A 24154-nucleotide genomic window follows, 5' to 3' on the forward strand; every position below is an offset into this window, starting at 1 on the left:
GCTGGGCAGCCCCAGCGCGGGTCGATTCCGTGCTGGGCTCGGACATCGAGCATTCAGGGGCCGACCGCCTCTGCGGTTCTGCGGGGCTTGCCGCGTTGTTTAGCCAGTGATTGGGGAACCGAATTTTGCCTTCAAACCAAAGTCCTCTCGGCGCACTGCCTGCGCGCTTTCGCCGCGAGCGCGTCCTCATCGTCGGTTGCGGGGACGTGGGCTTGCGCGTCGCCGCACGCCTCAAGCCGCGCGTGCGTCGTTATGCATTGACCTCGTCGCCCGAGCGGGTGCCGCAACTGCGTTCCGCTGGCATCACCCCACTGCTTGGCAACCTCGATCGACCCGAGACGCTCGCTCGGCTCGCCGGCATCGCCACGCGCGTCGTTCATCTGGCACCGCCACCGAGCGACGCGGGCCAGCAATGGTGGCGCGATCGACGCACTGCGGCGCTGACCCAAGCCCTGCGTCGCCGCAGCCGGCCACGATCACTCGTCTATGGATCGACCTCGGGCGTGTATGGAGACTGTCGGGGCGCGTGGGTCGCGGAAACCCGCCCTGTGGCGCCTCAGACCCCGCGTGCGCAAAGGCGGGTGGACGCCGAGCGGATGCTCCGGTTTTTCGGGCGCGGCGGCACGCGCGTGACGATCCTGCGGATCCCCGGCATTTACGCGCCCGATCGGCCTGGTGGTACGCCGCGGGAGCGACTGCTGCGGGGCACCCCCGTCCTTGCCGCGGAGGATGACGTCTACACCAACCATATCCACGCCGACGATCTGGCGCGCGCCTGCCTGCTCGCGCTTTGGCGGGGGTCTGCGCAGCGCGTGCTCCACGTCAGCGACGACAGCAGCTTGCGCATGGGCGATTACATGGACCTCGCCGCGGACCTCTATGGACTGCCCCGGCCGCCGCGCGTGCGGCGCTCCGAGGCGGAGCGGACGCTGCCGATTTCGCTGCTGAGCTTCATGGGAGAAAGCCGTCGGCTCGTCAATACGCGCCTCAAGCGCGAACTTCGGCTGCGCCTGCAGTACCCGACACCGACCGTCGGCTTGCTCTCTAAAAAATAGCGAAGAGCCGGCTATTGACGCCGGCCTCCAGCGTAAAAAGCACGGAAATTGGCTCAGGCAAGCTTGTCGAGCGTGCCGGTGGCTTCGGCCAGCAGGTAATAAAAGGTCACGCGGCTCTTGCGGTTGACGCCCTTGAGTTTTTCCAGGACTTTTGCAATCCCCGCTTCGGCAGCCTCCGGCGACAGCCCCAGTTTCTTGGCCGCAAAGCCGTCGCGGACGGTCGCGAGCTCCTTGGGGTCGGAACCAGAAACCAAGGATGAATCCGGATTGCGCAGCGCAATACCGCAGTACTTCACGATGGCGTTGACTGCCGCTTCGCTGGCATTGGGGGCGTATTTGCGGACGTCGGCGAGATAGTCGCTCATGGTTCAGTCTCCTGTTTCGACAAAAAGGCCCGGCCGCGAGCCGCGTGGATCGTCAGCGGTACAGCCGGAGTGGCTTGCCGGCGCCGCTGAGCGCCAGCAGTGCCGATCATCACACGGGCGCGGGGCGGCTTGGGCCGCAGACGGGCTTGGGGCCAGGGCACGCGCCCATCCGTGTGGAATATTTGGCATCGGTGCTGGCTGGGTGTCACATGAGGGTGCTGCTTTTGTGTTGACTTTCCGCGCGCGGCTGCTGGGTGCATAAACGCTTTCGTCTGTATCAATGCGAAACGTTGTTGCCGCGGACTTCTTGCATAGGCTTGCGGTCGGGACAACTCAAACGCAGGGAGAAACTCATGACCATTTCGAATCGCTCCTCGTGGATCGCTCGGCGTCGGTTTCTGGCGTTGGGAGCGTCTGCCATCATGGGCGGCGCTGCACGCGCGCAGACGTCTTTGGGACCGCTGGGCTTGCTGGTGCCGGCCTACATCAACCCGAGCGTCGACATGAGCTCCTGGAACGTGTTGGCGACGACGGCGACCCGTGTGCCTTTGCTGGCGATCATGAATCCGTCGAGCGGGCCAGGGCGCCGACTCGATGCCTATTACCTCGCAGCCGCGCAGGCCGTCGCGCAATCCGGCGGGCGGGTGCTGGGTTATGTCTACACCTCGTATGGAAAGCGGTCGCTCTCCGCCGTGCAAGCCGACGTGGATCGGTATTTTTCTTGGTACCCGGTGGCGGGCATCTTCTTCGACGAAATGGCCTCGACCGCCACGTCGCGCAACCTGAAATATTACGGCACGCTGGCCACGTACGTCCGAAGCAAGGGCCTGGGTGCCATGATCGTCGCGAATCCGGGCGTCGCCTTCGATCAGGCGTTTGCCGAGAATCGGACCGCAGACGTCTTTATCGACGCCGAAGACCCCGCGGATACGGTTCTTTCGAGCGGTCAAGCGAGTTGGACGCAAAACTATTCCCCGGGGATGTTTGCCGAACTGGCCTACGCCGCGGGCGATGATGCGGCAGTCGTGCGGTCCTTGGCTCAGCGCCGCATCGCTTGGGTCTACTCGACCCGGCTTCCCGCAGCCGACCCTTGGGCCGCGCTGCCGGATGACTTCGCGGCCGAAGTCGATGCGCTTATCGGCATCAACGCCACCCGCTGAGTCGCTGCGCACCAAGGCAGCCGGTTCCCCTAATCGCAGCCCGCCGTTCAGCGAGGCATGGGAACCGGTGAGGCTGCTGCCGGGGTGGGGCCCAAGGCTGCGGGCTCGATCGGGATGATCTGCACCCGCACCCAGGCACCCGGGTCTTGCGCCATGTGCGTGATGTATTGTTTGCCCGCGTATTCCCACGTGACCTGGTAGCCGATGACCCGGCTTTCGACCACGTTCTGCGTCGTGCACTGCTGGGCCGCTTGAGCTTGGGCACGGTTCGAGCTTTCGATCTGGTTGCCGACGATCGCGCCGCCGACGATTCCGGCACCGGTGGCGAGGTCGCGCCCTGAGCCGCCGCCGATGGCATTGCCGATCACCCCGCCGGCTATGGCTCCGATCACGGCACCGACACCCGTGCTCGTTGGGCTTGGCGGGGTGGCTGGCGGGGCGCAGACCTGCCGCTGCACCGTGACCGGCTGCACGATCGGGGTCGACGACACCACCCGCGCCCATTCGTCGGCCTGCGCCGCCCAGGGCATGGCGGCAAGCACCGCCGCTCCGCAGAGCAGCAGCGGCAGCGAGGGACGGCGAGTGACCGCTTTCTTGTTCATCAGGACCTCCGAGGCCGGAACGTGTGGAAAAGTGCTTGAGCAGCGCGTTTCTAGATGGGTACTGCTCCTCCGATCGTCAAGAGCGCATTAACATGAGCCCCCCGTGATCACTCAAACCGGCCGGTACGACTGCAGCAGCGGCCTTTGCACCTCGGCGGTTGACCCATGATGCCTCTTTCCCGGTTTCGCGTTCTGGTCCAGCTCAGCGACCCGCACATCGTGCGTCCAGGCCGTCTTCTCGAAGGCGAAATCGACACGGCGGAATTTCTTCGACGTGCGGTCCAAAGCGTGCGGGCCCTGCCCGAGCGGCCCGATGCGGTGCTCGTGAGTGGCGACCTCGTCGACGCGGGACACGAGGACGAGTATGCCCATTTGCGCACCCTGCTCGAACCCCTGGGCTGCCCGCTGTGGTTGATGCCGGGCAACCACGATTCGGCAGCCGCGCTGCGCCGGTCGTTCCCGGATCATCGCTATCTTCAGGCGGGTGCTGATCCTGGGCTCGAGCCCTTCGTGCTGTATGCGCAGCGCCTGGGCGATTGGCGTGTGGTGGCGGTCGATACGGTCGTTGCAGGCGCGTCGCACGGCGCTTTGTGCGCTCGGCGGCTGCGCTGGCTGGAAGAGACTTTGGCGGCCGAGCCGGATGCGCCGACCGTGGTCGCCATGCACCATCCGCCGTTTCGCAGTGGCATCGAGCACATGGACCAAATCGGCTTACGCGAAGGCGGCGATGAACTCGCCCGGATCTTGTCGCGGCATAGCCAGGTTCGCCGGCTCATTTGCGGGCACCTGCATCGCCCGATTTTCAGTGTCTGGGGGGCGTGCCCGCCCTGACGGTGCCATCGACGGCGCATCAAATCGCGCTCGACTGGCGCGAAGAGGGGCTGACGGCCTGGCGCAGCGAGCCGCCAGGTTTTGGGGTGCACCTGCTCGGAGAGGATGGGCACATCGTGAGCCATGTCGCCGCCAGTGGCGACTATGGGCCGGCTCATCCGTTCTGAATCTGGGCTTCGCACACAACCCCGGCTGGGGTCGTGGGGCTGAAGGAATAGGCTGGTGCCCGGGGCCGGACTCGAACCGGCACGCCTCGCGGCGGGGGATTTTGAGTCCCCTGCGTCTACCAATTTCACCACCCGGGCGGGCAGGACTGAAGCCAAAATTATGGCACAGTGTCGGCATGAACTACCCGACGATTGAAGACGCGGTCGGCCACACGCCGTTGGTGGCCTTGCAGAGGCTCGGCGCGGCAACCTGGCGACCGCGCCGCAACATCATCCTCGGCAAGCTCGAGGGCAACAACCCGGCGGGCTCGGTGAAAGATCGGCCAGCTCTGTCGATGATCCGGCGGGCCGAGGAGCGCGGCGAAATCCAGCCGGGCGACACGCTGATCGAAGCCACGAGCGGCAACACCGGCATCGCGCTGGCCATGGCCGCGGCCATACGGGGCTACCGCATGGTGCTGATCATGCCGGAGGACCTCTCCATCGAGCGGGCGCAGACCATGAAGGCCTTTGGGGCGGAACTCATCCTCACGCCCAAAAGCGGGGGCATGGAGTACGCACGCGATCTGGCCGACAAGATGGTGCGCGAAGGCAAAGGGCGCGTGCTCGACCAGTTCGCCAACCCCGACAACCCGCGCATCCACTATGAGACGACCGGCCCGGAGATCTGGGAGCAGACCCAGGGGCGGATCACGCATTTCGTCAGCGCCATGGGGACGACTGGGACGATCACGGGCGTGTCGCGCTTCCTTAAGGAGAAAAATCCGGCGGTCCGCATCATCGGGGCGCAACCGTCCGAGGGTTCGCGGATTCCGGGTATCCGCAAATGGCCACCCGAATATCTGCCCAAAATCTACGACCCGAAGGCGGTCGATGAGCTGGTCTACGTCAGTCAGGCCGATGCCGAGGAGATGTGCCGGCGCCTTGCGCGCGAGGAGGGGATCTTCGCGGGCATTTCGGCTGCGGGCGCCTGCTGGGTTGCCCAGCAAATCGCGGCCTCGGTCGAGGATGCGACCATCGTGTTCGTCGTGTGCGACCGCGGCGACCGCTATCTCTCCACCGGCGTTTTTCCGGCATGAGCGATCGGCCAAGGACAGGGCCAGACGCCGAGCGTGGTACTCGGTGGGGGCGTTGGTCGAACTGGCTTCGGCAGGCTTTCCTGCTCTTCCTTAGAATGGCCCGAAGCCAAAGGAGTGACGCTGTATGAACATCGACAAGGAGATCGACACCCGCGGGCTCAACTGCCCGTTGCCGATTCTCAAGGCCAAGAAAGCATTGTCCGAACTTCAAAGTGGCCAGGTGCTGCGCGTCGTCTCGACGGACGCGGGCTCGGTGCGCGACTTCCAGGCCTTCGCGCGCCAGACCGGCAACGAATTGGTCGAGCAGCAACAGACCCCTGCGGGCGAATACATCCACGTCTTGCGCCGGCGTTGACGCAAGGTCGAGCCGGGGGCGAGCGCCAGAGGCATTTGCCGGTGTGCACGGCGCCCGAAACGGGGCTCAGCCTCTCAGCCCGTGTTGCGCAAGCCCGCCGCGATGCCGTTGATGGAAATATGGATGCCGCGCCGCACGCGCTCGTCATCGGCACCGCTGCGATAGCGGCGGACCAATTCCACCTGCAAGTGGTGCAGCGGATCGATGTAGGGAAAGCGGTTTCGGATGGAACGCGCCAGTGCGGCATTGCCACTGAGGCGCTCGGTCGCGCCGGTGATGCGTTCCAAAGCGTCGATGGTGCGCCTCCATTCGGTCTCGATCGCGGTGAAGATGCGCCGGCGCAGGCGCGCATCGGGGAGCAGCTCCGCATAACGCGACGCCAAGCCCAGGTCGCTCTTGGCGAGCACCATGTCCATGTTCGAGAGCAGGGTCCGGAAGAAGGGCCACTGGCGGTACATCTTTTGCAAGAGCGCGAGCGCACGCTCGCGCTCGGGCGCGCTGGGCCGATCGAGGAATTGCGCCACCGCTGACCCAAAGCCATACCAGCCCGGCAGGGTCAGCCGGCATTGCCCCCAGCTGAAGCTCCAGGGGATGGCGCGCAGGTCCTCGATGCGCTGGCTGGCGCGCCGGGAGGCCGGACGCGAGCCGATGTTGAGCTCGGCGATCTCCCGGATCGGTGTGGCGTTGAAGAAGAAACGCTCGAACCCTGGCGTTTCATAGACCAGATCCCGATATGCCTGCATGCTCGATTCCGACAACTGCGCGGCGGCCTGGAGAAAGGCGGGTGTGGCGGCTCGGGTGGGTTGCAGCAGGCTCGCCTCGAGCGTGGCCGCAACCAGGGTTTCGAGGTTGCGTCGCCCGATTTCGGGGTTGGCGTATTTGGAATTGATGACCTCGCCCTGCTCGGTCAGGCGGATCTGGCCGCGAACGGTTCCGGGGGGTTGGGCGAGGATGGCTTCATAGCTCGGGCCGCCGCCGCGACCCACCGTGCCCCCGCGCCCGTGGAACATGCGCAGCCGCACCGGCCGCCCCGAACGATGGAGTTCGTCGAAGAACTCGACCAAGGCGATTTCCGCGCGGTAGAGCTCCCAGTTGCTGGTGAAGATGCCGCCATCCTTGTTGCTGTCGGAGTAGCCCAGCATCACGTCTTGCTCGCCGCCCGAACGCTCGATCAGGTCGAGGACGCCTGGGATCGCATAGAAGTCCCGCAGGATGTCGGCGGCGTGACGCAGATCGGCAATGGTTTCGAACAGCGGCACGACGATGAGCCGCGCCGAGCCCTCGCCGTCGAGCGTGCCGCGCATGAGCCCGACCTCTTTTTGCAGCAGCAGCACCTCGAGCAGGTCGCTGACCGTCTCGGTGTGGCTGATGATGTAGTGCCGAATGGCTGCCGCGCCGTAGCGGTCGAGCATGCGGCGCGCGGTTTCGAACACGGCGAGTTCGCTGCGGGTGCGCTCGGAGTAGTCCGCGTCGGGCACGCGTAGGACGCGCGCGTCCGAGAGCAGGCGTTGCAGCAGTTCCTGCCGCGCGCGTTCATCGAGCACTTCGTAGTTCGGGGCCACCCGCGCCACGCGCAACAGTTCGGCCACGACCGCTTCATGCTGATCGGAGCTTTGCCGCAGGTCGATCGTGGCGAGATGGAAGCCAAAGACTTCGACGGCGCGGATCAGGCCGCGCAGACGTTGCGGAATCAAGGCCTCGCCGTGATGCGCGCGCAGCGAGGTTTCGATGACGCGAAGCTCGGCCAGGAACTGCGCGGCGTCGGGGTACGGGTTTTGCGGTGCCACCGCGTGCCGCGCGGCCTCGCCGCCGCTGAGCGCCTTGAGGGTGGCTGCCAGCCGCGCGTAAACCCCGGTGAGCGCGCGTCGGTAAGGCTCGTCGGCCCGGTGCGGGTTGCGGTCGGGCGATTGATCGGCCAGCGCCTGCATTTCGGGCGTCACCGCGACGAGTCGGGTCGACATCGAGAGCTCGGCGCCGAGATGGTGAACTTCGGTGAGGTAGTGGCGCAGCGCGAGATCGGACTGCCGCGACAGCGCGTAAGCAAGCGTCTCGGCGGTGACGTTGGGGTTGCCGTCGCGGTCGCCTCCGATCCACTGACCCATGCGCAGAAAGGCCGCCACGGAGGACTGGCCGAGCGCGTCTTCGAGGTCGGCGTAGAGGCGTGGGATTTCGCGCAGGAAGGTCGTCTCGTAGTAGCTCAGCGCGTTTTCGATCTCATCGGCGACGGTGAGCTTGGAAAAACGCAGCAAACGCGTTTGCCAGAGCTGGACGATGCGCGCACGCAAGGCGGCTTCGTTGCGAGCCAATTCCTTGGGCAGCAGCGCGTCGCGGCTCAGGCCCTGCGCGGCGGAGCGGGCACGGATCTCGTCGCGCTCGGCGAGCAGCCGGGCGATGCTGCGTTCGGCGTCGAGGATGCTCTTGCGCTGCACCTCGGTCGGGTGGGCGGTCAGCACCGGGGAGATGTAGGCGTGCTCGAGCGTGCGGGCGATGGTCTGGGCGTCGATGCCGTGGCCGTGCAGGCGACGCAGCGCGTGTTCGAGTGAGCCTTCTTGCCAGCGACCCGCGCGTTCGTAGACGGCGCGCCGTCGGATGTGATGCCGGTCCTCGGCCAGGTTGGCCAGGTGGCTGAAATAGGTGAACGCGCGAATGACGCGGACGGCTTGCTCGCTGCTGAGGCTTTTGAGCCGCCGCTTGAGCGCCGCGTTGGCCGCCTGGTCGGCGTGGCGGTGAAAGGCCACCGACAAGCGTCGGATCTGCTCGACGAGGTCAAAAGTGTCGTCCCCTTCCTGCTCGCGGATGACGTCACCGAGCAGACGCCCCAAGAGGCGAATGTCTTCGATCAAGGGACGCTCGGCGTCGCTCGCAGCGTGACGGGCGGGCGTGGAGGAACGGGCGGGGGATGGGCGGGCGGCCGGTGCGGATTCGGAGGGGGCGGTCATCGGGTTGGGCAGGATTCGACCCACGGGTCGAGACCCGCTGGCCGATGGGGTCGACAAGAGGTCCGGCTGCACCGGACCCGGTTTCACGCCGAGCCCCTGCGGGGCTGGTGCGAAGCGCACATGCTAGCATCAACGCCGTTTTGGCATGCCTCTTGGAGGATCGATTTTGACGTCCGCCCCTTCGTCTCTGGTCATTGCGACCCGGGAAAGCCGCTTGGCCCTGTGGCAGGCGGAACACGTCCGTGCGCGTTTGCAGTCGCTGGGTTTCGGCGTCGAGTTGCTCGGAATGACCACGCTCGGCGACCAGATCCTCGACCGCACCCTGAGCAAGGTCGGCGGCAAGGGTTTGTTCGTCAAAGAGCTCGAGGTGGCGCTGGCCGAGGGGCGGGCGGACCTCGCCGTGCATTCGCTCAAAGACGTGCCCATGGATTTGCCCGAGGGCTTCGCGCTGGCCTGTGTCATGGCGCGGGAAGATCCGCGGGACGCCTGGGTGTCGGCGGTCTGCGCCGGGCTCGAGGATTTGCCCGCGGGTGCGGTGGTCGGGACCTCGAGTCTGCGCCGCACCGTGCTGCTGCGCGCGCGGCTGGCCGAGCTGGGTCGCTCGGACGTGCGCATCGAGCCCCTGCGCGGCAACCTCGACACGCGGCTGCGCAAGCTCGACGAGGGCCAATATGCGGCCATCGTCCTCGCCGCGGCCGGCCTCAAACGGCTGGGTTTGGGCGCACGCATCCGGCGCGTCTTCGAGCCCGACGAAATGCTGCCGTCTGCTGGCCAGGGCGCGCTGGGCATCGAGATCCGGGCCGATCGCCATGATCTCGAAGCCGCTTTGGCGCCGCTGGCCGATGCCGCAACCTGGCTTTGCGTCAGCGCCGAGCGGGCGGTGAGCCGTGCGCTCGGTGGCAGCTGCTCGATGCCCTTGGCGGCCCATGCGGTGCTCGCTGGCGGCACGCTCAAGCTGTCGGCCGCCTGGGGCGACCCCGAGGGCGTCGCGCCGCTGCTGCGTGCCGAGGGCAGCGCTGAAGTCGGCGATTCCGCGCAGGCCGAGGCGCTCGGCGTGCGCGTGGCGGCAGACCTTCGCGCTCAGGGCGCGCGGTGACGGCGCCGCGGCAGCCGGGTTGCGCGGCGCGATGACGATGCCGGTTGCGATCGTCACCCGGCCTGAGCCGCAGGCCGCGCGCTGGGTGCGCTCGCTCGAGAATCTGGGCATCTGGGCCTGGGCCTTGCCGCTGCTCCAGATCGGTGCGGTGTCGCCCACGCCCGCGCTCGAGGCCGCGCGTGAGCAGCTCGGCGCCTACGACGCCGTCATGTTCGTCAGCGCTGCGGCCGTGGCGCATTTTTTGGGATCAAAACCGGGCCATGCCAGCGTGAATTGGTCTTCGATAGCTCTGAAAACAAGAGCGTGGGTGACCGGCCCGGGGACGCGGCGGGCCTTGCTGGAGCGTGGTTGGCCCGCCGAGCGCATCGACGCGCCCGCGCTGCAGGCGGGCGCGTTCGACTCCGAGGCGTTGTGGCAGCAGGTCAGCCCCGGGGTGCGGCCTGGCGTGCGGGTGCTGATCGTTCGCGGCGGTGATGCCCAAGGGCGGCCGGAGGGGCGTGAATGGCTCGCCGATCGGCTGCTCGCGGCGGGTGCGCTCGTCGACGGGGTGGTTGCGTATCGACGATTGCCGGCCGAGCTGGGGCTGGAGGAGATCGCCCTCGTGCAGTGGGCCTTCGACCATCGGGCGGTTTGGGTGCTGAGCAGCACGCAGGCGCTGGGCGTGCTGCGCCGGAGGCTGCCCGACGCGCCTTGGCAACGGGCACGCGCTCTCGCAACCCATACGCGGATCGCCGAGGCGGCACGGGCGCTCGGATTCGGCTCGGTCGCTTTGTGCCCGAGCGACCCCGCAGCCGTTGCCGCGTCGATAAAATCGTTGCAATGAACGAGCCAGCGCCGCACAGCCCCGATGCCATGCCCTCGGATGCGCCGCACGAGGGCGCTGCTGTTGTGCCGCAGGCGGCAGCAGGCGCATCCCGTGCGCTGTGGCGGCAGCCTTGGTTTTGGTTGACGCTGGCCTCGGGGCTGGCGCTCGCCAGTAGCTTTTTCCTGTGGCAGAAAGTTTCGGGCATGGCCGAACAGCTCGCCCGCCAAAGTGCCGAGGCCACCGCCCAGTCCATCGAGGCACGGACCCTGGCGCGGCAAGCGCTCGACCAGGCGCGCGACGCCGCGTCGCGGCAGGCGGTGCTCGAGGCTCGCCTGGCCGAAGTTTCCTTGCAGCGCAGCCAGATTGAAGAGTTGCTCCAGACCCTGTCGCGTTCGCGTGACGAAAACCTCATCGTCGACATCGAGGCGGCGATCCGGCTCGGCCAGCAGCAGGCGGAACTCACCGGCAGTCCGCAACCGCTGCTCGCTCAGCTCAAGAGCGCCGAGCAGCGACTGGCCCGTGTGGCCCAGCCGCGACTCGCCCCGCTGCAGCGTGCGCTCGCCCGTGACATCGACCGCATACGAAGCGCCAACCTGCCGGACACGCCCGCCTTGCTGGTCAAGCTCGACGAACTCGTGCGGCTCGTCGACGAAATCCCACTGGCCGCCGATCCGCCGCCCCGCAGCCAGGGGCGGGCGCCGGCCGATGCGCCGCCGCTTCGGGCCGAAGACCCACTGTGGCAGCGCTGGCTCGCGCGCGTCTGGCAGCCGTTCCAGGGCCTGGTTCGGGTCTCGCGAATCCCGCAGCCCGAGGCCGCGTTGCTCTCGCCTGAACAGGGCTTTTTCCTGCGCGAAAACCTCAAGCTTCGCATCATCAACGCGCGGTTGGGGCTGCTGGCGCGCCAACATGCGGCGGCGCGCGCCGATCTGGCTGCTGCGGCGGACCTGATCAACCGCTATTTCGACCCCGCGTCGAAGAAGACCCAGTTGGCTGCCACGCTCTTGCAGCAAATCCAGAGTCAGATGCGCAGCGCCGAGCTGCCGCGGGTCGACGAAACGTTGGCCGCGCTGGCCGCCGCCGCAGGAGCCACGCGTTGACCGGCTCGGCTGATCGTCGTTGGTGGCTCCGATGCGCATCGTGATTCGCCTGCTCATCCTTTTCGCGGTGGCCGTCGCGCTCGCCCTGTTCGCCGGGGAGAACGTGGCGACCGTGAGCGTGTTCTGGCCACCTTGGCGGGTCGATCTGTCGCTCAATCTGGTGCTGCTCGGGCTCGTCGTCGGCTTTGCGCTGCTCTACGCCGCCATGCGCGCCCTCGGCGCCTTGCGGGCGCTGCCGGCCCAAGCCCGTGCCTGGCGTTTGCAGCAGCGCGAGCGCGCTGTGCATCGCTCGCTGCACGATGCCTTGGCCTGGGAGCGCTCCGGGCGTTACACGCGGGCGCGGCGTTCCGCCCTCGAAGCCCTCGGACGCCTGCAATCGCCCGACCTGGCTCGGGCCTTGGGCGCGGAGACGGCCGTCGCACTGCGGGCGCAGGCGCACCTGGCCGCAGCCGACGCTTCGCATGCGCTGCGGGACCACCGCGCGCGCGACGAGCATCTGCAGCAGATTCTGAATCCGCCCCACGTTGGGTCGGGCGCTGTCGCGGCCGCGCCTGCGGTATGGGCCGAGGCCGCGCGCTTGCGGGCGGCCCAGTGGGCGCTGGATGACAACGACGCCGCGGCCGCCCTCGATTGGCTCTCCAGCCTGCCGCAGGGCGCGCAGCGGCGCACGGTGGCGCTGCGCCTGCGCTTGAAAGCCGCCCGTGTCGGCGGGCGGACCCAACTCGCCCTCGAGACCGCGCGTTTGCTCGTCAAGCACCGCGCGTTCGCGCCGCAGGCGGGCCTGAGCTTGCTACGCAGCCTCGCGATCGATTGGATCGAACAAAGCCGCGAGCCCGAGCAAGTGGTTCAGGCCTGGCAGCAGTGCACGGCCGTCGAACGTGCGTTGCCGGAAGTGGCGGTAGCCGCCGCGCGCCGACTGCTCGACCTCTCGGGCAGTCCGGTGCTGGCGCGGCGTTGGCTCGAGCCGGTTTGGGTGCAGGTGTTCGAGGCCGGCGGCGAATCGACCGCCGCTTTGCGCACGGGCTTGGTGCTGGCACTCGAGCGTTGCCTCATCACCGGTGACGGCGCCGCCGACCGCGAATGGCTTGCTCGCATCGAGCAGGCACAGCAGCGCCACCCCCGCGACGGGCATTTGCAATACCTCGCGGGCATGGCGTGCAAACAGCGCGAGCTTTGGGGCAAGGCCGAGTCTTTACTGCAGCAAGCCGCTGCGAGCCTCGAGCAGGCACGCCTCCTGCGGGCTGCCTGGGTGGCACTCGCCGAGTTGGCCGAGCGTCGCAACGACACGGCAGCCGCGATGACGGCCTGGAAGCAGGCCGCAGCCGTCTGAGAGGCCGAGAGGCAATCGGTCATACCCGCTTTGACGCCCCAAAACACGCCAGAGGGCGTTGCAAATGCGCGCCGTAGCCCGAGCTACGGCTGTGCTTTGCGCCTACTCGGGCGCGTTTTGGGGCGCCCCTTCGGGCACGCCCAATTCCCTCTCAGCCTCTGAGCTGAAGCGGCCGCTCGCCAGCGCCGCGCCGCTCATCCCATCCCGGCGGCGGCGCTCGCGCGTCGCCTAGGGGGGGAGATCACCTACCCCTCTCAGAAGGGAAGTTCGAGGTTCTTGAGGTCGCGTCGTGTCTCCACCAGGATCAGCGGCGCGTCATCCGGGGCCACGGGTGCGGGGCGCTCGCGCGGAACCCGCGGCGGCGCGACTTCGGCGGCGATGGCTTGCTGGGCCGCCGCGACCTTGGCCGCATCGGAATGCACCCAAACCAAGCCCGACGCTCGCGCCAAGGCTTCTAGGCTGTCCACAGGCAGCCGATACGGCTCGACCGCAGCCGGTGCTGCGGGCTCGGCCCGAGCGGCTGCAGCCGCTGGCGCGGGTGCTTCGGCAGGCAGGGCTGCTTGCTGAGCCGGAGCCGGCTCCGCGGGCGCCGCCGCCTGCGGGGCGGGAGTCGACTCTGCCAGCGCTTCGCTCGGCGCGGGGGCCGCTGGCGCTGTTGCTGGCTGCATCGCGGCGGTCTCGGGGCGGTCGAAATACGAACGACGCCCGCTGGTGCTGGGCGCGGCTTCGTCCGCCGGGGCGGCCGGTGTTGCGGCTGCTTCCCGGTCGGGAGCTGGTGCAGCTTCGGTCTCGCGTGTGGTGTCGCGGTCGCGGCGTTCGCGGCGGCCACGCTCGCGCGGGCGGCGATCGCGCGTGCCCTTCGGTTCGACGGAAGTCGTGACGGTTTCTGCGCCCAAGTTCTGCGCCGTCAGCGCTTCGGTGTCCGGGGTGGTCGATGCAGCCGTCTCGGTGGCCGTGCCAGCCGATTCGGGGCGGGCGGGACGCTCGGCGCGCCCTTCGGGACGGCCTTCAGGCCGCTCGCGTCGCTGATCGTTGCGCCCGCCGCGCGGTCGCTGCGTCGCGCCGGATGAACCGGTGTTCGGCGCGACGGTCGGCGACGACGACGCGTTCAACTCGGCCTCGGCGGAGCCGCCCTGGCGGACCGTGGCGCGTTCACCAGCCGCTTCGCCGCCGCGGCGGTTGTCGCGCCGACCCTCGCCTCGATCGTTCCGGCGTCCTGAGCTTCGCTGCCCATTGTGCCCATTGCCGCGCCCGCCCCGGTTGCTCTCGCCGTTGGTGGTGCGCGATGCGGGCGCGGCAGGGACGGCGCTCGGCTCGGGTGCGCTGGGTGGGGTGGCAGCGGCCGGAGCGAACAAGGCCTTGATCCAGCCGAAGAAGCCGCCGCTCTTGCCTGGGGCCGTCGTCAGCGGCACGGGTGCAGCGGCAGGCGCGGTCGCGTCGGGTGCCGCTGCGACCGGGGCCGGGGCGGGGGCCGGAGCGGGCATGTCGGGCAGCACGCCCTTGATCATGGGCGTTTGGCGGTTCGTCGGCTCTTGCGAGCGGCGGGTGATCGAGGTCGGGTCCTCGACTTCTTCGGCCAGCTTGTAGCTGGGCTCGATGAGGTCGAGCCGCGGGTCGTCGTGGCGCAGCCGCTCGAGCTTGTAGTTGGGCGTCTCCAACGCTTTGTTGGGCACGACGAGCACGTGGATGCGCTGCTTGAGTTCGATTTTGGCGATCTCGGTGCGCTTTTCGTTGAGCAGGAAGGAGGCGACATCCACCGGGACTTGGCACAACACCGAGGCAGTGTTGTCCTTCATCGACTCTTCCTGAATGATGCGCAGGATCTGCAAGGCCGAGCTTTCGGTGTCGCGGATGTGGCCGGCGCCGCCGCAGCGCGGGCACGGAATCGAAGATCCCTCGGACAGCGCGGGCTTGAGGCGCTGGCGGCTCATTTCGAGCAGGCCAAACTTGCTGATCGAGCCGAACTGCACGCGCGCGCGGTCCTGGCGCAGCGCATCGCGCAGGCGATTTTCGACTTCGCGGCGGTTCTTGCTTTCCTCCATGTCGATGAAGTCGATCACGATCAGACCGCCGAGGTCACGCAGGCGCATCTGGCGGGCTACCTCATCGGCGGCTTCGAGGTTGGTGCGCAGCGCCGTTTCCTCGATGTCACCCCCCTTGATGGCGCGGGCCGAGTTGACGTCGATCGCAACCAAGGCTTCGGTGTGGTCGATGACGATCGCGCCGCCGCTGGGCAGCGCAACGGTGCGCGCGTAGGCCGTCTCGATCTGGTGTTCGATCTGGAAACGCGAGAACAACGGGGCATCGTCGCGATACCGTTTGACGCGAGCGGCGTACTCGGGCATCACGTGCGACATGAACTGCTGCGCCTGCTCGTAAATGTCGTCGGTGTCGATCAGGATGTCGCCGATGTCCTGATTGAAATAGTCCCGGATGGCGCGGATGACCAGGCTCGATTCCTGATAGATCAGAAACGGGCCCTTGCTTCCTTTGGCCGCGTTTTCGATCGCCGTCCAGAGTTTGAGCAGGTAATTCAGATCCCATTGCAGTTCGGCCGCGCTGCGTCCGATGCCCGCGGTACGGGCAATGATGGACATGCCCTTGGGGTATTCGAGCTGGTCCATCGCCTCCTTGAGCTCGGCGCGGTCCTCGCCCTCGATGCGCCGGCTGACGCCGCCGCCGCGGGGGTTGTTCGGCATCAGGACGACGTAGCGCCCGGCCAGGGAGATGTACGTCGTCAATGCCGCGCCCTTATTGCCGCGCTCTTCCTTCTCGACCTGGACGATGAGTTCGTCGCCTTCGCGGATCACGTCCTGAATGCGCGCCTGACTGGGCGCTACGCCGTCGGCGAAGTATTGGCGTGAAATTTCCTTGAAGGGTAGGAAGCCGTGGCGATCCTCCCCGTAGTCGACGAAGCACGCTTCGAGCGAAGGCTCGACCCGCGTCACGACGGCCTTGTAAATATTGCCCTTGCGCTGCTCGCGCCCTTCGATTTCGATCTCGTAGTCGAGCAGTTTTTGCCCATCGACGATGGCCAGGCGGCGTTCTTCGGCCTGGGTTGCGTTGATCAACATCCGTTTCATCGCGGAACCTCAAAAATGAAAGTACCTGCCCTCGCGGGGCACACGATGCCGGAGTCGAAACCGGGAAACCTGGAGAAAACCGTTGCCGCAGGCGGCCGCGACGGAGAGAGCCTCAGCTCCTCTGTGGGCGTGGGGGGGCGTGGATGAGGGCGAGGGTGCGGGCGCGGCCTTCAGGCAGCGGCGACTCGACGAAGGCGTCAGCCAACGAGGGGCGGCTGCAAACGGCCGATGCCATGTGCTGCGCGGGCATCGGCAGCCAGCGCCAGAACATCAGCATCGTCAGGAACCACACGGCATGTCTCGCTTTTGATCCGTTCGCGCACGGCTTGGGCGCGCGAATCTCGGGTATTCGTTCAGGGTTTCAGGTGTCGGCTCTAGCCCAGGTCATGGCGTGCCACTGTCGGCTCGAGCCTTCAGTCTGCGCGGCATGGTTTCAGGCGGCATCGACCTACCGGCGTCGGGATTGAAGTCGAATAAACTCCCCGCTTTCGGGGCGTATTTCCATCGAACTTAACCACTTTCCGACGACCGTGAGCCGCATTATAGGGCCCGAGGGGCAGCCGCAGGTGCCGGACGCGGCTCGGGTGTGTCACCTCACGGTCGATGAGTCGGGCGTCGGGCAACGACTCGACAACTATTTGCTGCGGCAACTCAAAGGGGTGCCCAAGACCCATGTGTACCGCATCATTCGCAGTGGCGAGGTGCGGGTCAACAAGGCGCGCGCGCAGGCCGACACCCGGCTGCAGTGTGGCGACCTCGTTCGGGTGCCGCCGGTCCGAGTGGCCCAGGCTGCGCCTGCGGCTCTGCGACCCGCACCCCCGCGCGACTTCGAAATTCTCTACGAAGACGAGGCCTTGCTGGCGATCCACAAGCCTGCGGGCGTCGCCGTGCATGGCGGTTCGGGGGTGAGTTACGGCGTGATCGAGCAACTCCGGCAGGCCCGGCCCGAGGCGCGGTTTCTCGAACTCGTCCATCGGCTCGATCGCGAAACCAGCGGCATTTTGCTCGTAGCGCGGCGGCGCAGTGCCTTGACGCGGCTGCAGGAACAGTTCCGTAGCCGCCAGACGGGTAAGACCTATCTGGCGTGGGTGCTGGGCGAATGGCCGCAGCGGCTCAAAGTGCTGGATGCACCGCTCAAGCGGTATTTGGTGGCTGCGGGTTCCGCGGGTGCGACGGCTGGATCGGAGGGTGAGCGTCGGGTTCGGGTGGCTACCCGCGACGACCCGGATGCGCAGGCCGCGCTCTCGCTCGTGCGGGTGCGCGAGCGCGCACCCGGTTTCACCTGGCTCGAGGTCACGATCAAAACCGGGCGCACCCATCAGATCCGTGTGCACCTGGCGTCGGCGGGCTACCCGATTGCCGGGGATGATAAATATGGCGACTTTGATCGGAACAAGGCTTTGACACGCAGTGGCTTGCGGCGGATGGCCCTGCACGCGTGGAAGCTGGAGTTTGACCATCCGACGACCGGCGCGCGCATGGCGCTCGAGGCCGCGCCGCCGCCGGATCTCGAGGAGTTTTGGAACCATGTCCGCAACCGCTCGGTTTGATCTCATCGTCTTTGACTGGGACGGCACGCTGTTCGATTCAACGGCGCTCATCGTGCGCTGCATCCGGCAGGCGGTCGAAGACGTCGGCGGGACCGTGCCCGATGAAGCCGAGGCGAGTTGGGTGATCGGCCTCGGCCTGGCCGAGGCCATGCGCCGGGCGGCGCCGGATGTGGCGCAGGAGCGTCTGCCGGATCTGGTGGCCCGCTACCGCCACCATTATTTCGCTGCCCAACACGAGATCGCCCTGTTCGACGGCGTTCGGGCCTTGGTCGAAGAGCTCCAGCGTGCCGGTCGCACCCTCGCGGTGGCGACCGGCAAAAGCCGGCGGGGTCTGGATGAAGCGCTGAACCACAGCGGCCTGCGCCCGTATTTCTCGGCGACGCGGACTGCCGAGGAGACGGCGGGCAAGCCGCATCCCCAGATGCTCTTCGAACTCATGGAGGAGCTTGGCTCCGACCCAGACCGCACGCTCATGATTGGGGACACCACCCACGACCTGGAGATGGCGCGCAACGCCGGCTGTCCGGCGGTGGGTGTCGCGTATGGGGCGCACGATCCCGCGCTGTTGCAGCCCTTGCAGCCACTGTATGTGGCGCCTACGGTCCCTGATCTTCAGCGCTGGCTGCGCGAACGAGGCTGAGTGCATGGCGCCCGTCGATCAGCCCGTGGCTTTGTGTGCCAGCTCGGATTTGCTGGAGGGCGGCGACGCCGTGCCGTTCGAGGTTCGTTGGCGCGCAGAGCCGTGTCGGGCGTTTGCCGTGCGCTGGCGCGGCCGTGTCCATGCCTACCTGAATCGGTGCAGCCACCTGCCGATGGAGATGGACTTTCAGCCGAACCGGTTTTTCGACTCCAGTGGACAATGGCTGATCTGTGCCACGCATGGTGCCACGTACCGGCCCGATACGGGTGCTTGCGCCGCAGGACCCTGCCGAGGCCCGCTGACCGCGATTACGGTCGAAGAGGTCGCCGGCACGGTGTTTTGGCGGCCCTCGAAAGACATACAGCCCGAGCCGACTTTTGATGACCTTTGACGATCGATCTCCATGAATTCAAACGATGCTGAGCGTCCGGTCGCGACGCCCGAAGACGCGACTTCTGCTGTCTCTGCGGCCTCCGACGCCGCCGCGGCGGGCTGGGAGCGCCAGACGCTGGAGCGGTTGGCGTTTGCGGCCCTCGAGGAGCAGCGAGCCGCGCGTCGCTGGCGCACGGCCGTTCGCCTCGGGTGGCTGCTGTTTTTCGTCGCCCTGGCCTGGATGTTTTACTCGAATGGGGCGGTCCCCAAGGAGCCGTCGACCGCGCACACCGCAGTGGTCGAGATCAAGGGCGAAATCACCTCCGACGGCGAGGCGAGCGCGGCCCAGGTGGTTGCCGCGATGCGCGACGCGCTCGAAGATTCGGGTTCGCGCGCGCTGGTGCTGCTGATCAATTCGCCCGGCGGCAGCCCCGTGCAGGCGGGCATCATCAACGACGAGATCGCGCGGCTGCGTGCCCAGCACGGCAAGCCGATTTATGCGGTCGTGGAAGAGTCTTGCGCCTCTGCCGCGTATTACATCGCGGCAGCGACCGACCGGATTTATGTGGACAAGGCCAGCATCGTTGGCAGCATCGGCGTCCTCATGGATGGCTTTGGCTTTACCGGCTTGATGGACAAGCTGGGCATCGAGCGACGGCTGCTGACGGCGGGAAAGAACAAAGGTTTCCTGGATCCGTTCAGTCCGCAAACCGAGGCCCAGCGCGCCCACGCGCAAACGATGCTCGACCAGATTCATGCGCAATTCATCGCAGCCGTGAAAAAAGGGCGCGGGGATCGGCTCAAGGAGCATCCCGACATGTTCAGCGGGCTGTTTTGGACCGGCCAGCAGTCGATCGAATTGGGTCTGGCCGATGCATACGGAACGCTCGACTCCGTCGCCCGCGATGTGGTTCACGCGGAAGACATCGTCGATTACACCCGCCGCGAAAACGTCGCCGAGCGGCTCGTCAAGCGATTTGGCGCCGCGGTGGGTGAGGGCGCGGCTCGGGCGCTTCGGACGGCACCCCCGCTGCGCTGACGAGCCGACCGAGCTATCGCCCGATCGCAAACACCGCGGGCCATTCGGCTGCGACGGCGTCGATCGCCATCGTTCGCCACGCGCTGACCGGCTGGCTGATGATCCGGCCACCCGGCAGCGTGACGCCCCAGGCCACGGCCAGCAGGGTTTGGGGAGCCAGCGTTTGCACCAAGGCCTGCAGCAGGGCGCGGTTGCGATAGGGTGTTTCGATGAACAACTGGGTTTGTCCGGTCTTGATCGCGTAGGCCTCGAGGGCGCGGATGCGCTGCACCCGTTCATCGGGGTTTTGCGGGAGATAACCGATGAAGGCGAAGTTTTGCCCGTTGAGCCCGCTGGCCGCCAGCGCCAGGACTGGCGAGACGGGACCCACGAGCGGAATGACGGGCAGGCCCAGACGGTGCGCGGCGCGGACGACCGCACTGCCGGGATCGGCGATGCCGGGCATGCCGGCTTCGCTGAGCAGTCCCATGTCGGCGCCGGCCCGCGCCGCCTCCAAGAGGCCTGCCGCGTCGTATTCGGCGCCAGCAGCGCCAGAATGATCCCCTTTCTTGTGGGCCAGGCGCGGTAACTCGGTGATGTGCTGCGCTTGCAGGGGGGCGGCCAGCGGCACGATGGCCGAGATGCGCTTCAGATAGGCCCGAGCCGAACGCGCGTTTTCGCAGATCCAGTGCGTGATCTGCGCGGCAGCCGCCAGGGTGCCGGAGGGCAGGGAGTCTTCGAGCCGGGTGGGTTCCGCACAGCCATGGTCGAGCGGAGCCGGTACCAGGAACAGCCGTCCGAGCCGGGGTGCGGCGGGCTGGCCCACTGCATCGGACAACGACGTTTTCGAGGGCTGGGTCATGGCAGCTGCAGCCCGGCGGCTCGCAAGAGTCGGCAGGTTCGGATCAGCGGCAGCCCGACGAGCGCCGTCGGGTCGTCGCTTTCGATGCAGTCGAGCAAGGCGATACCGAGCCCCTCGCTGCGCGCGCTTCCGGCGCAGTCGTAGGCGGGCTCGGCGGCGAGATAGCGCTCGATCGCCTCGTCGTCGAGCCCATCTGCCTGCGCGCGAAAGCGAACCCGAACCTCCGCGCACTCGGTTTGCGCAAAATCGGCTTCGATGCAGACCACCGCGACGGCGGTGTGAAAGTGGACCCACTGGCCGCGCATCCGCTGCAACTGGGCGCGGGCGCGCTCGTGTGTGCCAGGTTTGCCCAAGGACTCGCCATGCAGATCGGCCACTTGGTCAGAGCCGATGACGATCGCTCGAGGATGGCGCTGGGCCACCGCCTGGGCCTTGGCCAGCGCGAGGCGGGCGGCCAAGCGGGCTGGGGTTTCGCCGGGCAGGGGGCTCTCATCGACCTCGGGAGCGGTGACTTCGAAGGGGATCTGCAAGCGTTCAAGCAAGGCGCGGCGATAGACCGAGGTCGAGCCGAGGATCAGCGGGCGGCGCGCAGGGGCTTGTTGGGGGACGTGCATGCGGCGATTCTCTTACACTCGCGCCATGAAGCCGATCTTCAATCTCAAGCGAGTCGACATTGACGCCTTTGCCCGGCGCGGCGGCACGTTCGAGATCGTGGAGCCCCTCTCAGGCTTTGCGCGTGTGGTCGCCGATGCGGTGGGGGGCGTCGAAGGCTTGTCGGTGCAGGCGCGCGGGCTCGGTGAGGCGCGGCCGCAACTGGGGGGCGGGCCGCAGATCTGGTTGCATCTGCAGCTGCAGGCGGTGGTGCCCTTGCTTTGCCAGCGTTGTCTCGGTCGGGTCGAGATCCCGGTCGAGGTGGACCGGTGGTTCCGCTTTGCGGCCGACGAATCGATCGCCGAGCGGCTCGATGACGAGGTCGAGGAGGATGTCCTGGTGCTGTCGAAGGACTTTGACCTCCATGCGCTGATCGAAGACGAGTTGTTGTTGGCACTGCCGATCGTGCCCAAGCACGAGCAATGCCCGGTCGATGTTCCTTTCGCCGTGGTCGATCCAGACTTCGAGGCGGCGCAGGCCGAGCGGGCGCGGCCCTTCGATGTGCTGGCTCAGTGGACGGCGGGGAAAAAGGGGCGGGATTGACCGGGGCTGTGCGGCTCGGGCGCCATGCGGGCCGCCACGTGGCACTGCTGCGGTATAATGAAAGGCTGTCTCGACCTAGGTTTGAGACGTTCGACGCAGGGGTCGGAAACCCTTATGCCTTTGGGCGGTTCCCCAGCCGGCAGGTGTCCTTTGGATTGCTCCCTGCATTCCGTGATTTTTCTCCATTCGACTCAAAGGAGCCAACATGGCTGTCCAGCAAAACAAGAAATCGCCGTCCAAGCGCGGCATGCACCGTTCGCACAACGCGTTGACGGTGCCCGGTATTGCGATCGAGCCGACCACCGGCGAGGTGCATCTGCGCCACCACATCACGCCCAACGGTTTCTACCGGGGCCGCCAGGTGATCAAGCCGAAATCCGAAGCCTGAGCCGTTGGCGCAGGACGAGGCCCGTTGCTACGCAGGTAGCTCGGGCCTTTTTCTTTGTCGGGCGCGACGCCGCGACACACCACCTCTGGCCCATCCGCAATGACGACGAGTTCCCTGACCCTTGCGGTCGATTGCATGGGGGGCGATTTCGGCCCCGAGATCACTTTGCCGGCCTGCCGCCAGTTTTTGGAGCGCCATCCCGATGCGTCGCTGATTCTCGTGGGGCTGCCCGAGGCGCTGGCCAAGATCGACTGGCCGCGCACGCGGGTCGTGACTGCCAGCGAGGTGGTGGCGAGCGACGACCCGGTCGAGGTCGCGCTGCGGCGTAAGCGCGATTCGTCGATGCGCGTGGCGATCGCCCAGGTCAAGGACGGCCAGGCGCAGGCGGCGGTCTCGGCCGGGAACACCGGCGCGCTGATGGCGGTGGCCCGTTATCTGCTCAAGACGCTCGAGGGCATCGATCGTCCGGCGATTGCGACCCAGTTGCCCAACGTGCGCGGCGGGGCGACGACGGTGCTCGATCTCGGGGCGAACGTGGATTGCACGGCGCTGCACCTGTTGCAGTTCGCGGTCATGGGTTCGGCCCTGGTTTCGGTGCTCGATGAGCGTCGCACGGCGCCGTCGGTGGGCTTGCTCAACATCGGCGAAGAGGTAATCAAAGGCAACGAGATGATCAAGCGCGCGGGTGAATTGCTGCGCGCGGCGGGGGAGGCGGGAGACCTCAATTTCATTGGGAACGTCGAGGGCAACGACATTTTCAAGGGAACGGCCGACATCGTGGTGTGCGACGGCTTCGTCGGCAACGTGGCGCTCAAGACCAGCGAAGGGCTTGCCAGCATGATTGCGGAGTTCCTCAAGCAAGAATTTTCGCGCAACCTTGGGACGAAGCTTGCGGCGGTGGTGGCCTACCCGGTTTTGGCGGCATTCAAGAAGCGGGTCGATCACCGGCGCTACAACGGTGCGGCGCTGCTGGGTCTGCGTGGCTTGGTGTTCAAGAGCCACGGTTCGGCGGATGCGCTGGCATTCGGCTTCGCGCTGGAGCGGGCGTATGATGCCGCCCGTCACCATTTGCTCGATCGCGTCGAGGCGCGCATCGCCCACGCGGCGCCCTTGCTGGCGCTGGGCGTTGCGGCCCCCGCGGGCGCCAGCACTGCACCCACGAATCCATGAGCCTTTACTCTCGCATCACCGGCACCGGCAGCGCGCTGCCGCCGCGCCGACTCAGCAATGCCGACATGGTCGAGCGTCTCGCTCGGGACGGCATCGAAACTTCGGACGATTGGATCGTCGAGCGGACCGGCATCCGCGCGCGCTACTTCGCGGACGAGGGCATGTTCAGCAGCGATTTGGGCGCCGAGGCCGCGCGCCGCGCGATCGATGCCGCGGGCCGCTCACCGGCCGAGGTCGACCTGATCATCGTCGCCACATCGACGCCGGACATGGTGTTTCCTTCGACGGCCACCATCGTTCAGCGCAAATTGGGGATCGCCGGTTGCCCCGCGTTCGACCTGCAGGCGGTCTGCACCGGTTTCATTTATGCGCTGACCGTGGCCGATGCCATGATCCGCTCGGGTTCCGCCCGCTGTGCGCTCGTGATCGGCGCCGAGGTGTTCAGCCGCATTCTCGATTTCAAGGACCGGACGACCTGTGTCTTGTTCGGTGACGGGGCGGGCGCGGTTGTGCTCGAAGCGTCCGAGCGGCCGGGCATCCTGGCCACCGACATCCACGCCGACGGCCGCCATCTCGACATCCTGTGCGTGCCTGGCCATGTGCAGGGCGGGCAGGTGCTGGGCGACCCCTTGCTGAAGATGGATGGGCCGGCGGTGTTCAAGCTCGCGGTCGGGGTGTTGGAAGAAACGGCCCGCGCGGTGTTGCAGCGCGCAGGCATGGGCTCGGAAGAAGTCGACTGGCTCGTGCCGCACCAAGCGAATGTGCGCATCATGCAAAGTGCTGCGCGCAAGCTCAAGCTGCCGATGGATCGCGTGATCGTGACGGTCGATCAGCACGGCAACACCTCGGCCGCGTCGATTCCGCTCGCGCTCGACGCCGCGGTGCGGGACGGGCGCATCCAGAGCGGCCAGACGGTCTTGCTCGAGGGGGTGGGCGGGGGCTTCACCTGGGGCTCTGTGTTCCTCAAAATGTAGCAACAGGGGGTCGGTTTCTGCC

Annotated in this window: 25 protein-coding genes and 1 tRNA gene; 18 read left to right on the top strand and 8 right to left on the bottom strand. The window is 67.2% G+C overall.

Going from position 1 to position 24154, the window contains the following annotated elements:
* Nucleotides 1–125 precede the first annotated feature (125 nt).
* Nucleotides 126–1055, top strand: a complete 930-nt coding sequence (locus EDC62_RS11590) for an SDR family oxidoreductase (protein ID WP_124223943.1) — start codon at nucleotides 126–128, stop codon at nucleotides 1053–1055.
* 53 nt (nucleotides 1056–1108) lie between these two features.
* On the opposite strand, the gene EDC62_RS11595 is transcribed toward EDC62_RS11590, so the two are convergent.
* Nucleotides 1109–1420 carry a DUF2853 family protein gene (locus tag EDC62_RS11595; RefSeq protein WP_124223945.1) on the bottom strand — a complete coding sequence of 104 codons (312 nt, stop codon included), beginning with the start codon at nucleotides 1418–1420 and terminating at the stop codon, nucleotides 1109–1111.
* 353 nt (nucleotides 1421–1773) lie between these two features.
* Between EDC62_RS11595 and EDC62_RS11600 the strand changes: the two genes are divergently transcribed.
* Nucleotides 1774–2580, top strand: a complete 807-nt coding sequence (locus EDC62_RS11600) for a spherulation-specific family 4 protein (protein WP_124223947.1) — start codon at nucleotides 1774–1776, stop codon at nucleotides 2578–2580.
* 47 nt (nucleotides 2581–2627) lie between these two features.
* Here the strand turns inward: EDC62_RS11600 and EDC62_RS11605 are convergent, their stop codons facing one another.
* Nucleotides 2628–3182: a glycine zipper 2TM domain-containing protein gene (locus EDC62_RS11605; protein ID WP_124223949.1), complete on the bottom strand. Its 555-nt coding sequence runs from the start codon at nucleotides 3180–3182 to the stop codon at nucleotides 2628–2630.
* A gap of 165 nt (nucleotides 3183–3347) precedes the next feature.
* Between EDC62_RS11605 and EDC62_RS11610 the strand changes: the two genes are divergently transcribed.
* Together EDC62_RS11610 and EDC62_RS13260 are read left to right on the top strand one after the other, a co-directional pair.
* Nucleotides 3348–4013, top strand: a complete 666-nt coding sequence (locus tag EDC62_RS11610) for a phosphodiesterase (protein WP_342767074.1) — start codon at nucleotides 3348–3350, stop codon at nucleotides 4011–4013.
* On the top strand, nucleotides 4001–4180 hold the full coding sequence (locus EDC62_RS13260; RefSeq protein ID WP_342767075.1) for a hypothetical protein: 180 nt from the start codon (nucleotides 4001–4003) through the stop codon (nucleotides 4178–4180). Before EDC62_RS11610 ends, EDC62_RS13260 begins: the two co-directional genes overlap by 13 nt.
* A gap of 53 nt (nucleotides 4181–4233) precedes the next feature.
* Here EDC62_RS13260 and EDC62_RS11615 read toward each other — a convergent pair.
* Nucleotides 4234–4318: transfer RNA gene (locus EDC62_RS11615), tRNA-Leu, on the bottom strand.
* 38 nt (nucleotides 4319–4356) lie between these two features.
* On the opposite strand from EDC62_RS11615, the gene cysM reads away from it, so the two are divergent.
* On the top strand, nucleotides 4357–5259 hold the full coding sequence (cysM, locus tag EDC62_RS11620) for a cysteine synthase CysM (protein ID WP_124223951.1): 903 nt from the start codon (nucleotides 4357–4359) through the stop codon (nucleotides 5257–5259).
* 124 nt (nucleotides 5260–5383) lie between these two features.
* On the top strand, nucleotides 5384–5614 hold the full coding sequence (locus tag EDC62_RS11625) for a sulfurtransferase TusA family protein (RefSeq protein ID WP_124223953.1): 231 nt from the start codon (nucleotides 5384–5386) through the stop codon (nucleotides 5612–5614).
* Nucleotides 5615–5688: 74 nt separating this feature from the next.
* On the opposite strand, the gene ppc is transcribed toward EDC62_RS11625, so the two are convergent.
* Nucleotides 5689–8553, bottom strand: a complete 2865-nt coding sequence (gene ppc / locus EDC62_RS11630) for a phosphoenolpyruvate carboxylase (RefSeq protein ID WP_124223955.1) — start codon at nucleotides 8551–8553, stop codon at nucleotides 5689–5691.
* Between the two features lie 145 nt (nucleotides 8554–8698).
* On the opposite strand from ppc, the gene hemC reads away from it, so the two are divergent.
* Genes hemC through EDC62_RS11650 form a run of 4 tightly spaced genes read left to right on the top strand, consistent with a single transcriptional unit; the run spans nucleotide 8699 to nucleotide 12881 of the window.
* Nucleotides 8699–9649, top strand: a complete 951-nt coding sequence (gene hemC / locus EDC62_RS11635) for a hydroxymethylbilane synthase (protein WP_124223958.1) — start codon at nucleotides 8699–8701, stop codon at nucleotides 9647–9649.
* A 31-nt stretch (nucleotides 9650–9680) separates the two neighbouring features.
* Entirely contained in the window at nucleotides 9681–10472 is a 792-nt protein-coding gene (locus tag EDC62_RS11640) for a uroporphyrinogen-III synthase (protein WP_245968857.1), read from the top strand.
* The gene (locus EDC62_RS11645) at nucleotides 10469–11551 is read left to right on the top strand and encodes a uroporphyrinogen-III C-methyltransferase (protein ID WP_124223960.1); all 1083 of its coding nucleotides are present in this window, start codon (nucleotides 10469–10471) and stop codon (nucleotides 11549–11551) included. The genes EDC62_RS11640 and EDC62_RS11645 overlap by 4 nt, the downstream gene beginning before the upstream one ends.
* Nucleotides 11552–11582: 31 nt before the next feature.
* Nucleotides 11583–12881 (top strand): heme biosynthesis HemY N-terminal domain-containing protein, encoded by a 1299-nt coding sequence (locus EDC62_RS11650; protein ID WP_124223962.1) that lies wholly within the window; start codon nucleotides 11583–11585, stop codon nucleotides 12879–12881.
* A 254-nt stretch (nucleotides 12882–13135) separates the two neighbouring features.
* On the opposite strand, the gene EDC62_RS11655 is transcribed toward EDC62_RS11650, so the two are convergent.
* Entirely contained in the window at nucleotides 13136–15964 is a 2829-nt protein-coding gene (locus EDC62_RS11655; protein WP_124223964.1) for an Rne/Rng family ribonuclease, read from the bottom strand.
* 112 nt (nucleotides 15965–16076) lie between these two features.
* Nucleotides 16077–16256 (bottom strand): hypothetical protein, encoded by a 180-nt coding sequence (locus EDC62_RS13045; protein ID WP_170159067.1) that lies wholly within the window; start codon nucleotides 16254–16256, stop codon nucleotides 16077–16079.
* Nucleotides 16257–16494: 238 nt separating this feature from the next.
* Here EDC62_RS13045 and EDC62_RS11660 point away from each other — a divergent pair, with 238 nt between their 5' ends.
* The 4 genes from EDC62_RS11660 to EDC62_RS11675 are packed head-to-tail and all read left to right on the top strand — an operon-like array spanning nucleotide 16495 to nucleotide 19565.
* Nucleotides 16495–17514 (top strand): RluA family pseudouridine synthase, encoded by a 1020-nt coding sequence (locus tag EDC62_RS11660; RefSeq protein WP_124223966.1) that lies wholly within the window; start codon nucleotides 16495–16497, stop codon nucleotides 17512–17514.
* Nucleotides 17492–18154, top strand: coding sequence for an HAD family hydrolase (locus tag EDC62_RS11665; protein ID WP_124223968.1), 663 nt, complete (start codon nucleotides 17492–17494; stop codon nucleotides 18152–18154). The genes EDC62_RS11660 and EDC62_RS11665 overlap by 23 nt, the downstream gene beginning before the upstream one ends.
* Before the next feature lie 4 nt (nucleotides 18155–18158).
* Nucleotides 18159–18545 (top strand): Rieske (2Fe-2S) protein, encoded by a 387-nt coding sequence (locus tag EDC62_RS11670; RefSeq protein WP_124223970.1) that lies wholly within the window; start codon nucleotides 18159–18161, stop codon nucleotides 18543–18545.
* Between the two features lie 12 nt (nucleotides 18546–18557).
* Nucleotides 18558–19565: a S49 family peptidase gene (locus EDC62_RS11675; protein WP_124223971.1), complete on the top strand. Its 1008-nt coding sequence runs from the start codon at nucleotides 18558–18560 to the stop codon at nucleotides 19563–19565.
* A 13-nt stretch (nucleotides 19566–19578) separates the two neighbouring features.
* On the opposite strand, the gene EDC62_RS11680 is transcribed toward EDC62_RS11675, so the two are convergent.
* Nucleotides 19579–20406 carry an SAM-dependent methyltransferase gene (locus EDC62_RS11680; protein ID WP_245968858.1) on the bottom strand — a complete coding sequence of 276 codons (828 nt, stop codon included), beginning with the start codon at nucleotides 20404–20406 and terminating at the stop codon, nucleotides 19579–19581.
* Nucleotides 20403–21020 (bottom strand): Maf family nucleotide pyrophosphatase, encoded by a 618-nt coding sequence (locus tag EDC62_RS11685; RefSeq protein ID WP_124223973.1) that lies wholly within the window; start codon nucleotides 21018–21020, stop codon nucleotides 20403–20405. The genes EDC62_RS11680 and EDC62_RS11685 overlap by 4 nt, the downstream gene beginning before the upstream one ends.
* Before the next feature lie 25 nt (nucleotides 21021–21045).
* On the opposite strand from EDC62_RS11685, the gene EDC62_RS11690 reads away from it, so the two are divergent.
* From EDC62_RS11690 to EDC62_RS11705, 4 genes are all read left to right on the top strand, one after another.
* The gene (locus EDC62_RS11690; RefSeq protein ID WP_124223975.1) at nucleotides 21046–21600 is read left to right on the top strand and encodes a YceD family protein; all 555 of its coding nucleotides are present in this window, start codon (nucleotides 21046–21048) and stop codon (nucleotides 21598–21600) included.
* Nucleotides 21601–21805: 205 nt separating this feature from the next.
* Complete coding sequence (gene rpmF / locus EDC62_RS11695; protein ID WP_124223977.1) at nucleotides 21806–21988, top strand: 50S ribosomal protein L32; 183 nt, start codon at nucleotides 21806–21808, stop codon at nucleotides 21986–21988.
* Nucleotides 21989–22087: 99 nt separating this feature from the next.
* Nucleotides 22088–23158 (top strand): phosphate acyltransferase PlsX, encoded by a 1071-nt coding sequence (plsX, locus tag EDC62_RS11700; protein ID WP_124223979.1) that lies wholly within the window; start codon nucleotides 22088–22090, stop codon nucleotides 23156–23158.
* On the top strand, nucleotides 23155–24132 hold the full coding sequence (locus EDC62_RS11705) for a beta-ketoacyl-ACP synthase III (RefSeq protein ID WP_124223981.1): 978 nt from the start codon (nucleotides 23155–23157) through the stop codon (nucleotides 24130–24132). The genes plsX and EDC62_RS11705 overlap by 4 nt, the downstream gene beginning before the upstream one ends.
* Nucleotides 24133–24154: the final 22 nt, after the last annotated feature.

Source organism: Tibeticola sediminis, assembly GCF_003843835.1.
Taxonomy (GTDB): domain Bacteria; phylum Pseudomonadota; class Gammaproteobacteria; order Burkholderiales; family Burkholderiaceae_C; genus Tibeticola; species Tibeticola sediminis.

Bases quoted from the DNA above. Each gene is read 5' to 3' on its own strand.
- EDC62_RS11655 (WP_124223964.1), bottom strand. From the start codon at position 15,964: ATGAAACGGATGTTGATCAACGCAACCCAGGCCGAAGAACGCCGCCTG.
- EDC62_RS11680 (WP_245968858.1), bottom strand. From the start codon at position 20,406: ATGACCCAGCCCTCGAAAACGTCGTTGTCCGATGCAGTGGGCCAGCCC.
- EDC62_RS11650 (WP_124223962.1), top strand. From the start codon at position 11,583: ATGCGCATCGTGATTCGCCTGCTCATCCTTTTCGCGGTGGCCGTCGCG.
- EDC62_RS11610 (WP_342767074.1), top strand. From the start codon at position 3,348: ATGATGCCTCTTTCCCGGTTTCGCGTTCTGGTCCAGCTCAGCGACCCG.
- EDC62_RS11665 (WP_124223968.1), top strand. From the start codon at position 17,492: ATGTCCGCAACCGCTCGGTTTGATCTCATCGTCTTTGACTGGGACGGC.
- EDC62_RS11670 (WP_124223970.1), top strand. From the start codon at position 18,159: ATGGCGCCCGTCGATCAGCCCGTGGCTTTGTGTGCCAGCTCGGATTTG.
- EDC62_RS11605 (WP_124223949.1), bottom strand. From the start codon at position 3,182: ATGAACAAGAAAGCGGTCACTCGCCGTCCCTCGCTGCCGCTGCTGCTC.
- EDC62_RS11640 (WP_245968857.1), top strand. From the start codon at position 9,681: ATGACGATGCCGGTTGCGATCGTCACCCGGCCTGAGCCGCAGGCCGCG.
- EDC62_RS11600 (WP_124223947.1), top strand. From the start codon at position 1,774: ATGACCATTTCGAATCGCTCCTCGTGGATCGCTCGGCGTCGGTTTCTG.
- plsX (WP_124223979.1), top strand. From the start codon at position 22,088: ATGACGACGAGTTCCCTGACCCTTGCGGTCGATTGCATGGGGGGCGAT.
- EDC62_RS11645 (WP_124223960.1), top strand. From the start codon at position 10,469: ATGAACGAGCCAGCGCCGCACAGCCCCGATGCCATGCCCTCGGATGCG.
- hemC (WP_124223958.1), top strand. From the start codon at position 8,699: ATGCCTCTTGGAGGATCGATTTTGACGTCCGCCCCTTCGTCTCTGGTC.
- EDC62_RS11690 (WP_124223975.1), top strand. From the start codon at position 21,046: ATGAAGCCGATCTTCAATCTCAAGCGAGTCGACATTGACGCCTTTGCC.
- EDC62_RS11705 (WP_124223981.1), top strand. From the start codon at position 23,155: ATGAGCCTTTACTCTCGCATCACCGGCACCGGCAGCGCGCTGCCGCCG.
- cysM (WP_124223951.1), top strand. From the start codon at position 4,357: ATGAACTACCCGACGATTGAAGACGCGGTCGGCCACACGCCGTTGGTG.
- EDC62_RS11625 (WP_124223953.1), top strand. From the start codon at position 5,384: ATGAACATCGACAAGGAGATCGACACCCGCGGGCTCAACTGCCCGTTG.
- EDC62_RS11595 (WP_124223945.1), bottom strand. From the start codon at position 1,420: ATGAGCGACTATCTCGCCGACGTCCGCAAATACGCCCCCAATGCCAGC.
- EDC62_RS11685 (WP_124223973.1), bottom strand. From the start codon at position 21,020: ATGCACGTCCCCCAACAAGCCCCTGCGCGCCGCCCGCTGATCCTCGGC.
- ppc (WP_124223955.1), bottom strand. From the start codon at position 8,553: ATGACCGCCCCCTCCGAATCCGCACCGGCCGCCCGCCCATCCCCCGCC.
- EDC62_RS11675 (WP_124223971.1), top strand. From the start codon at position 18,558: ATGAATTCAAACGATGCTGAGCGTCCGGTCGCGACGCCCGAAGACGCG.
- rpmF (WP_124223977.1), top strand. From the start codon at position 21,806: ATGGCTGTCCAGCAAAACAAGAAATCGCCGTCCAAGCGCGGCATGCAC.